The 14,060-nt window shown below is 36.9% G+C and carries 9 protein-coding genes; 4 read left to right on the top strand and 5 right to left on the bottom strand.

Annotation, left to right across the window (positions count from 1 at the left end; translation table 11 throughout):
* Nucleotides 1–75: 75 nt before the first annotated feature.
* The 4 genes from dnaJ to J0M15_07175 form a co-directional block, all read right to left on the bottom strand.
* A complete protein-coding gene (gene dnaJ / locus J0M15_07190) occupies nucleotides 76–1,197 on the bottom strand; it encodes a molecular chaperone DnaJ (protein MBN8536821.1) in 1,122 nt (373 codons plus the stop codon).
* Nucleotides 1,198–1,333: 136 nt separating this feature from the next.
* Entirely contained in the window at nucleotides 1,334–1,882 is a 549-nt protein-coding gene (locus J0M15_07185; protein MBN8536820.1) for a TlpA family protein disulfide reductase, read from the bottom strand.
* A gap of 44 nt (nucleotides 1,883–1,926) precedes the next feature.
* Nucleotides 1,927–2,598: a hypothetical protein gene (locus J0M15_07180; protein ID MBN8536819.1), complete on the bottom strand. Its 672-nt coding sequence runs from the start codon at nucleotides 2,596–2,598 to the stop codon at nucleotides 1,927–1,929.
* A gap of 107 nt (nucleotides 2,599–2,705) precedes the next feature.
* On the bottom strand, nucleotides 2,706–4,049 hold the full coding sequence (locus J0M15_07175; GenBank protein ID MBN8536818.1) for a GGDEF domain-containing protein: 1,344 nt from the start codon (nucleotides 4,047–4,049) through the stop codon (nucleotides 2,706–2,708).
* A gap of 182 nt (nucleotides 4,050–4,231) precedes the next feature.
* Between J0M15_07175 and J0M15_07170 the strand changes: the two genes are divergently transcribed.
* From J0M15_07170 to J0M15_07155, 4 genes are all read left to right on the top strand, one after another.
* Entirely contained in the window at nucleotides 4,232–4,585 is a 354-nt protein-coding gene (locus tag J0M15_07170) for an ATP-dependent Clp protease adaptor ClpS (protein ID MBN8536817.1), read from the top strand.
* Between the two features lie 26 nt (nucleotides 4,586–4,611).
* Nucleotides 4,612–6,954: an ATP-dependent Clp protease ATP-binding subunit ClpA gene (gene clpA / locus J0M15_07165; protein ID MBN8536816.1), complete on the top strand. Its 2,343-nt coding sequence runs from the start codon at nucleotides 4,612–4,614 to the stop codon at nucleotides 6,952–6,954.
* Nucleotides 6,955–7,076: 122 nt separating this feature from the next.
* Complete coding sequence (htpX, locus tag J0M15_07160) at nucleotides 7,077–7,970, top strand: protease HtpX (protein ID MBN8536815.1); 894 nt, start codon at nucleotides 7,077–7,079, stop codon at nucleotides 7,968–7,970.
* 7 nt (nucleotides 7,971–7,977) lie between these two features.
* On the top strand, nucleotides 7,978–10,215 hold the full coding sequence (locus tag J0M15_07155; GenBank protein MBN8536814.1) for a lytic transglycosylase domain-containing protein: 2,238 nt from the start codon (nucleotides 7,978–7,980) through the stop codon (nucleotides 10,213–10,215).
* A 190-nt stretch (nucleotides 10,216–10,405) separates the two neighbouring features.
* Here J0M15_07155 and J0M15_07150 read toward each other — a convergent pair whose 3' ends face one another.
* Nucleotides 10,406–13,798 (bottom strand): AAA family ATPase, encoded by a 3,393-nt coding sequence (locus tag J0M15_07150; GenBank protein ID MBN8536813.1) that lies wholly within the window; start codon nucleotides 13,796–13,798, stop codon nucleotides 10,406–10,408.
* Nucleotides 13,799–14,060: the final 262 nt, after the last annotated feature.

Here is a 14,060-nt window from a genome sequence, read left to right as displayed (position 1 = left end):
TCTGAGCCTGTATTCCTTTTGGTCAAGGTCCATAATCAAAAAAGAATCTCTATTGTGCTGATATTTTGTGCTAATTTACTTTTTCTTTGCGAAAAAACCACTTTTAGTATCATGAGCCTCGATATGATACAATTTAGCAATTTCTTTAAGATGTTTTTCTTCTTCGGATGAGATTTTTTTAGGGTATTCAGCTTCGAGATGGAAATACATATCTCCTCGACGTTGCGACCTAATGGAGGGAAATCCATGCTCACGAAGTTTCACCTGACTCCCAGGTTGTGAAGCCTTAGGTATTTCAATTTTCTCTTTAGAAGTTAACGTTGAAACTTCCACTTCTCCTCCTAAAAGCAATAACACATAAGGGACTTTTAAAATGGAATGCAAATCATTTCCATGACGTTCATAATTTTCCTGTTCCTTAACTCTCACTTCTACATACAAATCGCCTGGAGGCCCACCCTTGAAGCCCCCCTCTCCTTCAGAGGAAATTCTTAAGCGAGTCCCGTTATCTACACCCGCGGGTATTGTCACCTGGATTTTTTTTGATTTCGAACTTCTGCCGGTACCTTTACAAGTTCTGCATGGTTTTTTAATTAAAGTTCCTTCACCCCGGCATTGAGGACAAGGCGTTTGCATGGAAAAAAAACCCTGCCGTGAAATGACCTGGCCAGCTCCAGCACACATAGAGCAGGTCTCTGCATGACTTCCTTTTTCAGCTCCACTACCATGGCATTCTTTACAGCCCACTTCTGTTTCAAATTCGATTTCTTTTTCAAATCCCGTAATCACTTCTTTTAAACTTATTTCAACTATATACCTTAAATCAGAACCTTTGCGCGGCTCATTTCTGGAACGTCGCGATCGACCTCCGCTGTTCATGCCAAAAATGTCGCCAAAAATATCACCAAAATTAGAGAAAATATCTTCTACATTCTCAAATCCAGGATGTGAGCCTCTTCCTCCGGTTTGTTTAAAAGCGGCATGACCAAAACGGTCATATTGAGATCGTTTCTCTGGAGTTCCTAAAATATCATAGGCCTCAGCCGCTTCCTTAAACTTTTCTTCAGCCTCTTTATTATCTGGATTCCTATCTGGATGGTATTGCATCGCCATTTTACGATAAGACTTTTTAATCGTCTCAGTATCTGCATCACGAGAAACACCTAAAATTTCATAATAATCACGATTTGTGGACATGCCGACACCTCTCCCGATTCAAAATCAAAACGCCTATGAAACTATGCGAATAAAACTCTTTCTGTCAAGAAAGCTCTGAATTAAAGAGCTCCAGAAAGCACTTATTGCTAAAGAAGAGACGTTAATTTCAAGGAGATTAATCTAGACTGCTAAAATAGCTCAAGGAATCAGCTGTATTCCAATTTATAGTTCCAGATATCCTTTTCACCATTTCACCTTTCGAATTAAAGATAAAAGATTCTGGCAGCTTTATAATATGAAAACTTTTCAACCATTTTTCATTATTATCCCAAACTTGATAAAATGGTTCCTTGTTAAATTCTGGAAATGACTTTATGAAAGCCCTAATATCTTCCTTATTTTTGTCTCCTGAAACAGCCAATACAATAACATGATTATTTTTTTTTGTTAATTCAATTAAGGATGGTACCTCTTCAATACAGGGCGCACACCAACTGGCCCAAAAATTAAGAATAATAATTTTTCCCTTGAACTCGGAAGGCGACAAGCCCCCCCCATCCATCAATTTTATTTTTTCTTGTGGAAGAGTTAAAGAGACTTCATCATTTACTTTCTGTGTTTCTTTCTGAAGAATCTTACTTTCGCCTAAATAGAAATAAACTCCAAGGAAGCTTATAAGCATGACTACAACCACAGACAAAATAGCTTTTAAGTGAGCCCCCATTTTAACCGCCTCTTATTTTTATAAATTTCAACTACTTAAAAAATCTATTTTTTTTCATAAAAATTTTTAACTTTGTTATCTAACTTTTGTTTAAGATTACGAGTGACTTCATCTTCTGGAAATTTTTCAACAAGATACTGATAAATTGATTCAGCCAAGGCCTTCATACCTACTTCGTTATACAAACCACCAGCTAAACTAAACACCCACTTTGGAGCGCCATTTTGACCGGCTCTGGTTAATAAATCAGCAGCTTTTTTAAAGTCTTTCTCTTCAAAAATAGCTTGATACCCAGCCTGGTAAAGAATTTTCCATTTATTTGGAAAATTCTTTACCACTTTATCAAAGAGAATGGATGCCCCTTTGGCATCGCTAATGGTCACGGAAACAGTTAGCGGACCTGTTGTCGCCATTTCATAAAATTTTGGATCTAAATCAATAGCTACATTCAATAATTGAAAATGCCAACTTGATGTATTATCGGGACAAAGATGAGCCTCTGCAATTTTAAATTCATTGTAAGCATCTACTTCTTGGAGAAACCGTATCCAAAGCAAATCAACTAATTGTTCATTATTACCAAAGGTAAAATATTTTGCATTTTCGTTAATACAAAGTAAATGCCCCCCGTCTGCAGAAAATGTTTTCTTTGATATGTCTACATTGATAAAATATATCAAAATAACACAAAGTGTGACTAGCAGTTTACTTAACATTGGTTCCCACATTTTATAAAATTAAAAAACTCTAGAATATTAATCACCATTCAATATCAATAATTAATAAAATTCAATATTGAAAGTAAATCTAAAAGCGGAATAAATCATTTTATTTGTTTCACATTGGTACAGGTTAAAACAGTGACTCGGTCCCGGCCATTGGTCTTGCTTTGATATAAGGCTTCGTCGGCTTTTTTGTAAAAATCACGGACCGAGTAAAATCCTGGGTTCCAATTGCTGATTCCAAAACTCATTGTGATTTTAATTTGATGACCATCGTAGGGAATAAGGGTCTGACGAATTTCTTGAGAGATTTTTTGTGCCAGTTTTTCTGTCTCTTCTAAAGTCTGATTCGGGGCCAAGATGGCGAATTCTTCGCCTCCAACGCGAGAGACTAATATTTCCTTATTCTGAAATCCTTTCAGAATTTTTCCAACCTGAATAAGAACAGCATCTCCACCCAAATGGCCATAGGTGTCGTTAATTTTTTTAAAAAAATCGATATCTAAGATCATTAAATTTAACTTTTCATAATGACTTGTATATTCGTCTAATTTCTCACGAAAGAATCGAGAATTATGTAACTTCGTGAGATCGTCAAAGATGGATAATCGTTCTAAAGTCATGTTTTGCAGAAGTAACTTCATTTGATCTGCCAGTGTCACCACCTGATCATGATCAAAATTTTCAGATTTGTCTTCAGAAGGGAAAGGGATAAAAACCTCGAAGGAATCCTTGCTTTGAGCATCAATGGGAATAATAACTAGTGAGTACAAGTTAGGATAAAAAGTTTTCAGCACTTCTTGTAGCTCTTGCCCTTTGTAATATGAATATTTTTTTACGGGATGAAGCCAGTGGATCCATTGAACTAATGGATCATAGGAGGAGGTAAAACCAATTTGCTTTGAATTGATAACTTTAAGAATTTCACCTTCAGACGTTTTCAAAAAACCAATTCCAATACCAAAATGATTCAATAGATGTTTTGCAAATTCTTCCATGATCTTCTTTGATTCTTTAACTAGCCTGGTGTTCTGAAGAAGCTGAATCAAGGAATCCATTTCTTCAATTTTTTTGTCTTTGAGGGTCATTTCTCTGCGGTATTTTTTATGTAAATCTTCTTCAATGGTTAAGTCCTTAAAAAAGAAAAGTTTCAATTCATTTTCTAAGGGCGTCACCGAATATTGACCAAGTCCTTTTTCATTATTTTTGGACTTAAAATTAACAACTTTTATGGTGGTAGGATCTTTAATTTGAGTAAAATAAGGTAGATGAAGCGGCACCTCATCAAAGCTTAAAAATATTTTTCCCAAATCCATCTTATCAATAACTCTCGCTGGAGACAATCCAGCAAAAAGATAAAAGGCGGAATTACCATATTTAATAAAACCTTTAGAATCATAAACAATAACTATATCAAAAGAGTTATCAAATATTGAAAAATCCATTGAATCCTCGCCTGGTGTCTTATCGTCCCTTTTTTTCAATAGGTGAGGGTAATCGTTAAATATTAAAAAAAATCGAAAAATTAAACTCTTATGTTTCTTTCTCTGTTAATTCTATCTACAAATCCTTCTATTTTAGTCTGGTTCTTATAGACAAGATTCGAGTCGAACTCATATTATGGGTTATGAAGACAATTTTTTCACAAAACGATAAAAACTTACCTTACTCTCCAGAAGGCGATGGGTCGGTTCAAATTATCCCAAAGTCTGTTCCAAAGACAGACACCCCCAAAATGTTTTCAGTCATCTTAATCAATGATGATTACACGCCCATGGATTTTGTGGTTTTAATTCTAAAAAAGTTTTTTAATAAAACGGAAGAAGAATCAATTAAAGTCATGCTGGATGTCCATCAAAAAGGGGCAGGGGTTGCCGGTGTATTTACTTTAGAAATTGGTGAGATGAAGGTCATGCAAACGAATCAATTTGCTCAGATGAATCAATACCCCTTAAAAAGTACCCTCGAAGAGGTTACTTAGTCACCGCTGAAGGAAAGAGGTTTCTGATGATGTCAAAAGAATTAGAAAGAAAGCTGGCAGAAGCTACCGACATGGCCAAAAAAAATAGGCACGAGTTTGTGACTTTGGAACACATCCTCTATTCTCTTTGTGGATCGGCAAAAGCTGTAGATATCATCCAATCCTGCGGAGGAGACGCTCCCAAATTAAAACAAACTTTGTTAGAATATCTGAAAAAAAATTGCCCCTTGGTTTCTCAGGAGCAACTAGATAGTTATGGAGGTTTTGACGTTTGGACCCCCGAGTTCACCCTAGCCTGTCACCGCTTGATTCAACGGTCGGCTCTGCAGGTAAAAAATGCGGGGAAAAATAAAATAAACGAAGGAACCTTATTGGTATCCTTATTCTATGAGCAGGAATCCCATGCCGTTTTTGCCTTAAGCCAGCAAGGAATCAGTCAATTTGATATTATCAATTACATTTCTCATGGAATTCCCAAAGAATCCACAGAAACAAATTCGGATGAGTCCGCAAAAAAAGACTTTGATGGAGAACCTCAAGATGAGTCTAAAATCAACGTCTTAGTCCAATTTTGTGTTAATTTAAACGAAAAGGCGCTAGCTGGAAAAATTGATCCCTTGATTGGTCGAGAAGAAATCTTGGAAAGATTAACCCAAGTACTGATGCGACGAAGTAAAAACAACCCCTTACTTATTGGCGAACCTGGTGTCGGAAAAACAGCCATCATTGAGGGTTTGGCAAAGAATATTGTCGAAGGAAAAGTTCCCTCAGTTTTAAAAAATAAAATCATCTATTCTCTGGATATGGGATCTTTATTAGCAGGAACCAAATTTCGCGGTGATTTTGAAAATCGAATTAAAACCATCTTAAAGGAAGTCAAAAAGAAGCCAAATATCATCTTGTTCATCGATGAAATTCATACTCTGGTCGGTGCAGGAGCCACTAGTGGTGGCAGCATGGATGCCTCGAACTTATTAAAACCTGCCCTTGCTAGTGGTGAAATTTCGTGTATAGGTTCGACTACTCATGTTGAATTTCGGCAGCACTTTGAAAAGGATCGCGCCCTGAATCGTCGTTTTCAAAAATTAGATGTGCCAGAACCATCCACCGCTGATACGGTTGAAATTCTGAAGGGGATAGCTCCCCAATATGAAAGGTTTCATGGAGTCAAGTATTCTGTTGCCGCATTAAAAGCGGCGGTAGATTTATCGATAAAACACATCAATAATAAATTGCTCCCCGATAAGGCTATTGATGTGATTGATGAATGTGGAAGTTTCCTGCGGCTTAAAAAGGCGTCAGTAGAGACTTCAATAGAAACTTCTGCCGAAACTATTAATGTGGAACCAGAAAATATTGAAGAAGTGATTGCTAAAATGACGGGTTTACCTGTCGCGCAAATTTCTTCAAACGAAAAAAGTCAGCTGAAAGATTTAGACAAAAAATTAAAGGCTCTTATTTTTGGACAGGACGAAGCCATCGATAAATTGGTTGCCAGCATCAAATTATCGCGTAGTGGTTTGGCTCGTCAAAACAAACCCATTGGCTCTTACCTTTTTGCGGGTCCAACAGGGGTTGGCAAGACCGAGGTTTGTAAACAATTAGCTCAGCTGATGGGTGTTCCCTTTGTTCGGTTTGACATGAGTGAGTATATGGAAAAGCACTCCGTAGCAAGACTCGTTGGTGCCCCCCCAGGCTACGTAGGCTATGAAGATGGTGGGCTTCTTACTGAAGCCGTCACCAAGCAACCCTACTCGGTTATCCTGATGGACGAAATTGAAAAGGCTCACTCAGATATCACTTACACTTTACTCCAAGTGATGGATGCGGGGAGATTAACAGACAGTCAAGGAAGGGTTGCTGATTTCAAAAATGTTATTTTGATTTTAACGACCAATGCGGGAGCCTTTGAGGTCTCTAAGGGAAGTATTGGGATTGTTGATGACAACCGAACCCACATTAGCCAAGAAGCTATTAAAAAAACCTTTGCCCCTGAATTTATAAATAGACTAGATTCTGTTGTTTATTTTAAAGATTTGTCTGAAGAAATCATTTTTAAAGTAGCAAATAAGTTTGTCGATGAACTCAAGATGAATCTTGCTGAGAAGAAGGTAGAACTGCTTATTTCCAATGAGGCCTTAAGGTGGTTGATGAAAAAGGGCTATGACCGTGCCTATGGAGCACGGCCCATGGCCAGAGCTGTCGACGAATTTTTAAAAAAGCCCCTTGTCGACGAGTTGCTTTTTGGGCGACTCATGGACGGCGGAAAAGTTATCATCGAATTAGAGAGCTCTGCCCTCAAATTTAATTTTAGCCAGGGAACGGGAAGCTTACTTTCTTTAAAAAATAAGCCTGAGACTGTCTCTTGACATATTGACTTTTTTAAAAAGATCTTCAGATTCTGTGCTAGTGATAGATTAGTTGGTGTTTTTTTGTTGATGACTTATTTAACTTTTTAACTGTTTAACTTTTTTAACTGGGAGATTTCGTTATGCAAATGATAAAGCGAATTGGACTTTTTTTACTGACAAACATATTGGTCGTCGTCACCGTCGGGATAGCTTGGTCTTTAATTTCTCATTTTTTAGGATTAAAAGCGGTTAATTCCAATATGGTTGGGTTACTAATTTGGTGTTCTTTGTTTGGTTTTACCGGGGCTTTTGTTTCTTTACTCATGTCAAAAATGATGGCTAAATGGATGCTCGGTTTAAGAATCATCGATCCCCGCACGAGTGACCCCACTTTTTCTGGCTTGGTTTATCGAATTCATGAGTTAGCCAAAAGGGCAGGGCTACCCAAGCCACCTGAAGTAGCTATTTATGACTCTGAAGATGTCAATGCTTTTGCCACTGGACCCAGCAAATCTAATTCTTTAGTTGCTGTTTCAACAGGACTCTTACGAAGCATGAATGAAAATGAGGTCGATGGAGTTCTGGGTCATGAGATTGCCCATATTGCCAACGGAGATATGGTCACCATGACTTTAATTACTGGAGTCGTAAATACTTTTGCAATGTTCTTTTCTCGTATCCTAGCGAACTTAATATCCAGTCAAGTAGATGAAAAATTTCGTTATGTTGTTCATATTGTTGTCGTCATTCTTGGGGATATCCTATTTACTATTTTAGGCTCTATGGTGGTAAATTATTATTCAAGACGTAGAGAGTTTAGAGCCGACCTGGGAGGAGCCCAATTTTCTTCAAGAAGTAATATGGTTGCGGCCCTAAGACGGTTACAACAAGTCCACGAAATTCCTTCTGAAGATAGAGACATGCTCGCCACCATGAAAATATCAAATAGGCATAAAGGCGGCCTGATGGCTTTATTTATGACCCATCCAGCACTTGAGGACAGAATTAAAGCTTTAGAAAAAGCTAGAATTTAAAGGCAAATTGTCGGTGTTTTTATTTTCATTAGCCTTCTCGTTGATTTTTATTTGTTTCAATTTGGTGAGCTTGGTCTCCTGTACTTCGAATAGAAATTTAACTTCACAGATCCATGCAGAAATGGATGAAAAATACCCACCATCGACCTACCCTGAATGGTTGGATCTAGATCCTCAGGGTCTTGAATTGATCTACCCAACAAGAGTCAAAGAGAATGAAAAACTATGGATCAGTTTTAGACTCTTTGACTTATTGAAGGACTCAAATATTGAAAAAGCCTGTCAGTATTTACTGGCAACAACATCGATAACCTCACCTTCAAAGTCATTGAATCTAAATCTATTCAAATCAGGGGCTCATTTTGTTTCATTAAATAATTATTTCGTTTTAAATGAACAATTATTTTGCTCTGAATTAACGACAAAAAATCTTAATGACGTGACTATGCCTATTCCTTTTTCTAATATTGAAAATCGGCTTTTCAAGGAGTCCATTGCAAAACTAAATTATAAAAAAGGAGTTTTAACTAACGACCTATCTCTAAGAATTTTAAACGGCATTGAACTCGCTAACCTCGAAAAAAATCGAATTGAAAAGCTTAATTTTTACAAAGCCCTCTCCATCGATGCAAATAAATCTACAGACCCTGCTCTGAAAAATTTATTTAATTCGGCTTTTCAAAAAGAATTTCCACAATTTCTACCCTTAGAAAACTCTAATCGAATCAGCATCGCTCAAGATTTAATAAAAGATCGAGAGTTCAAACAAGCCAAGGCCCATTTAGATTATTTGATTCAATTACCGTCTTTAGAAAAAGAAAATGTATTTAAAACTTATAAAATATTATTTCGAATTGAAAAATCCACCCAGGATAAATCGAGTCAAGAAAAAGTACTAAACCTTTGGTGGAAATGGCTGCAAACAAGTCAAAAGAAAAAAGAAATTACTGTAGTTCAGTATAACAATTGGTTTTCCGAACTCTTAGTCCTGCGTGCCCGCTGGTATTGGACAGAAGGAAATCCTGAAAAGGCAATCCAGTTACTGACTCGATTTGAAAAAAATTTAACCGACCCCGCCAAAAAGGAAGAGCTATATTATACGCTGGCCCGAATTTATGAGGAGAAAAAGAACTATGATCTCTCCAAAAAATTCTTTGAAAAAAGTTTTCATGTTGCCAACCTGAAAAATCAATTTTTTGAAAAAACCCTCTGGAGTTTAGCTTGGCTTGAATACAAAAATAAGAATTATTTAGCCGCGCAAAATCAACTTGAACTGTTACTGTCCAAAATAAAAAACAATTCGGATAGTAAGTACCTTTACTGGCTAGCCCGATGCTATTCTCTGCAAGGAAAAAAGGAATCCTATATCAGCACCATCAACTTGTTAAGGATTAAAGAGCCTTTAAGCTTTTACACCTTGCTGACTTTCAGAGATGAAAAAGAACCCCTCAATTTACTTCCGCGCCATACCAAAAATGAAAAAACTGAAAATTTAAATGAAGTGCTAAAAAATATTTTATCCCCTGAAGATTTGATTAATATGCGCTGGCATCTTAGCTTTAAACAAACTTCTGTTATCAAAGAGTGGGCACAAATCGTTTTCGAATTAGATAAGAGCCATTATTTAACCTCTCTCATTCTCTATGCAAGAGCTGGAATGCACTCAAACCTTATTAACTCCATCAATCAATTAAGCTCAGAACAAAAAAATGATTTACTCACCAAAAATCCAGAATTTCTTTTCCCAAAGCCCTATGGCGGATTCGTTACTGAATACTCAGCAAAAAGAAATATTTTACCCAGTTTAGTCTATTCCATCATGAGGCAGGAGTCAGCCTTTGATCCTTATGCTCGAAGTTCTGTCGATGCCCTTGGCCTCTTGCAGTTAATGCCCGCCATGGGAAAAAAAATAGCTCGTGAAGAGGGGATTCCCTTCAATCGCGACTTTGATTTATTTAAGGAAGAAACTAATATCGCTCTTGGGACTAAGGAATTGAGCCGTCTTTTACAAAGCAATGAAAATAAATACATCCCCACTATCGCTGGTTATAATGCCTCTTCCGCAGCCTTCCAAGGCTGGATTAAATCAAGATACCGAAGTGATGTTGTCGAGTTTATTGAAGAAATTCCCTACGAAGAAACCAAAACCTACATCAAATTGATTCTCCGAAATATGATTTTTTATGATCGCCTTTACTTTAAAGATCAAAATTTTTTATTCCCAGAATATCTGCTTTCTTTATAATTGTTAGGGACAATATTTTTACTATATACATATATCCTGTCTATTATCATGATAATGGACAGGATATATGTATATAAAAAGAACCCTCGCTTTGGATAAGCTTAAAAAAAGCATTTTTTTGTTGGGACCAAGACAAACTGGTAAGTCCAGCTTGTTGAAGCTTTCAGAAATTGGGTTCAGTCTAAGCTATTCAAAAAAGAGGTTTTTCCAGATCTGCTTCAGATACTCCATTTCTATATAGCCATTGTTTTCGAGCCGTTGAGTTTTCAAAAACAGATTGGTACATCAATGGATTCTCTTTGATGGTCTCAACACTTGTACGAAGCATCGCTTGCAGATTCAAATTGATAACAGAAGCAATTAAATCCGCTTCCCATTTAAATCCATCCATGGTGTCTTTTTCACGATCGGGAATATGTCCTTGAAGTCCTGAATGATCCCTTGCGATCACTTTAAAAATCAGCAAACCATCAGCATCATATTCCGCTTTAACAGAATAAGCATCATTGTGAGTCAGAAAAAGTTCTGCATATGATTCCAAGTCCTTCAGTTCGAAACGATATTTTTCTTTTAGTCTTGTTACACTTTCTCCTTTCATAACACGGTTCATTTGTATCGTAGGAGCTAATTCATTATAAATTGTTGACATCTTTGAACGTCTACTTTCACCACGTGATTGAATAAAGAAAGTTGGAACTTCTTCTTTATTGCTCAAATGAATTTGATGCTCGCTGTCTGAACGGGCCACTGCTTGGCTCATGAACTCATAGTAAATTTTATTAAGAAGTTCACGGTCACGTGGCGTAGTGACCACGTTTTTACTCAATGTGGATATAGGAGACATAAAAAGTGGACTTAAAATTTGCGGTTTTTGTCGTAGGTACATTCGATAATAAAATTCCTTCAAATCACTGACAGAGAATTTATTAAAAGAATAGGCTTTCCATTGAATGCGATCATAAATTGGAAAGGCTTCATGAAAATCACCTTGACCCGTAATAAACTCGGAAGGAGTGGAATTTGTTGTGATGATGATAGCAATTATATTTGAAATCGTTGGATCACTCCCATTAAAAATCTTACGCTCATTTAAAATAGACAACAGAGCGGTTCTCACGCCCGGAGGAGCTTTTTCAAATTCGTCAAGTAAGGCAAAAAAAACATCTTTAGCCGAAAGGGTGCCCGTTAAGTTATATTTATAACCTTGACCTTGTTCGATAGCTTTTAAATCCAATCGGCCAAGAATGTCTCCTTCTGTCGTCATTGGATGAAATTGCTTGATCCACAGATTTCCTTTTTGCTTTGAGGCATTTGGAAGAATCTGAACGATGAGCTGATTTAATTGCGCCGCTTGTGCCTCCGTGATCCATTCTAATTCTTTTTCTAAAATCATACGTGAAAGCATTGTTTTTGCCGAACCCGGTGGACCAAACAACATCAGATTGCGACGAGCATTCATTACTTTAATAATAGCAGCTACTGTTGGCGCCGAATTTCTAAATCGGAATGCAGCCTCCTCCATTGTTTGACGGATACTTTTTGCAGAGGCCTCAAGTAATTTATCAACATTCTGTTCGGCCAATGCCTTCACCAATTCGCCTTCAAGTTTAGCGGCTTGATTTTTAAACTCTAAGTCCTTTTGAATATAGGCTGAAGGATCCAAGATATTAAGTTTAACCTGAGATAAGTCTCGCATCTTAGTGTTGATAATATCAAGAAACCTATCATGGAAATTCTTGATTTCTGCAAGTTGTTTTTTTGAATCTGTTCGTAAAAGGCTTTTTGGATTATCTATGTATTCGGCTAAGCTTCCATAAAGTTTGTATTCCGTGTTAACTGGTTTTACAGTGGCTTCATCGTATTTTTTTTGTACTCGGGCCAGTCTTTCATTGATGTTTTCAAAGCGTCGAGCCTTACGTTCACTTCCCTTAAAGATGACTTGATCTAAATCTAAGCCTTGGCCCAATTCCTTCGCCACTTCCATATTAGCTATAATAAGTTTTTTATTTTTACTATCGAAATACAAACGTTGTATTCGTTGGCTGTTCAAAGACTTGTACGAAAATATTTGTGTTGATGGATCATATAATCCAATTGATATGGAATTCTCTTCAAAAACATTTGTTTTTCTTTTTGCACTTCCTCTTGATGGCGAATTATTTTTAGAATGATCTTTTGAATTGTAATTGGACATTGCAAAAACAAGTCTATTTTCAGAAGCAAATTCTGAATTGTCGCCGCTATCATTAAAATCATCGACTTCTTTAAATTGTAAAAAAGGAATACGTTGTCCCAGTTGACTTACAATTTGGTCAGGACCTCCCTGCAACAAGGCGGGGGATAAATCGACTAGATCTTTAGCTTCCATTTTCAATCGTACCGATTCAAATGGAACCCCCATCAATAATTGACGCATTAAAAAGGCAGATTGCCACAGAGGAATCACTTTTGAATTAGTTCGAATCGATCCAGAGAAGGGTGGATAAAACCGAGGTGTTTTTCTTTCACGTTCAGCTTCTTCTTTCGCTGTTTTATAGTATTCCGAGTAGATTAAATCCAACTGTGCCGAAACCTCCGCCGCTGAATCTAAAAGCTCTTTAGGAATAGTAATTTTTGGCAGTAAGTTTCGCAAAACACGAAGATCGAGAATGGTGAATCTCTTTCCGCCTTTTTCTGGGTTTACTTTTTCGATAAAAAGAAAACCATCTTTTTCAGAGGCATCGACGTTGACGACGTGGAATTTAAGAGCGAATCGATCGTAAAAAGCCATTCTGCCACCGATCTGTTCAGGAGATCCTTGGGATACCAACTGTCCCGATGTCGCATTGGTTGTTGCCGAAATAGATTCAAGTGCCGTTTCAATGACTTTATTTCCTGGCAAGGCTTGACGCTCGTTGAGTATCGATAAAATTGTCATCTGAATATTGACAGGTGCTTTTTCCACTTCGTCGAGTATTGCAAAAATATTTTTTTCTGCGATTAAAGCCTGGCTATAGTCGATTTCATAAACCCCTTCTTTTACAAATTTAAGGGGGTTTGGTCCACCGAGAATAGCGGACTCATTAAGGAGTTGGTGGAATTGTAAGGTAAACAATCTTTTCGAGGGGTCTTTTATTTCCGTTTTTTCTTCATCAGCAATTTTTTTAATTTCTTCTATAAAAAAGACGATATCTTTATGCAAACTTTTCAATGCTTCTTCATCAACGCCTCTAACCGCATTCAGTTGTGCTTCTAAAACTTTAGTCACACTAAATGTCTTTGCCCCACCACCAGGGCCATCAGCAAGAACATTTTCTTTTGCCAAAATTCCAGTACCCAAATAATAAAGAAAACTTTCAGAGCCATAGATTTCACTAGCCAGTTCAGCTAGACCCACTCGAGATATTTCCCAAGCCGCATTCACTTTAGTTGGGTGAATATTTTCAAAACCATCACCTCTAACCACTCTCGATTTGATTACCTTTCGATAATATCGTCCACACAGGTAATTAGGATTTGCACTGGCAACAGAAAGTAGTCCAGTTAAAATCAATATAGAAATAGAAGTTTGTTTCCAAAAGGAATTAATGTTTAATGACTTCATTTTACCTCACTATGTAAATGATACTTTTTATTTAATGAACTAAATAATAATGAAGCTAACACTATTTTACCATAGTGATGTTTAAACCGCTCAATGTAGACAATAGCCTGCCCCACATTTTGTATACGATATCAGACACTTATCCTGCTCCAAAATTTGGAACACTTTTATACCTGAAAAATTCACTCTTTGAATCGCTTCATTTATAATTTACAAAGATTCAAAGAGAATTGAAATTTATAAATTAAAAGGACTCATTAAT

The organism is Deltaproteobacteria bacterium, from assembly GCA_017302835.1.
Taxonomy (GTDB): Bacteria; Bdellovibrionota; Bdellovibrionia; order Bdellovibrionales; family Bdellovibrionaceae; genus UBA2316.
Note: the sequence above shows the minus strand (reverse complement) of the source record. Positions and strands in the feature narration are given on the sequence as shown.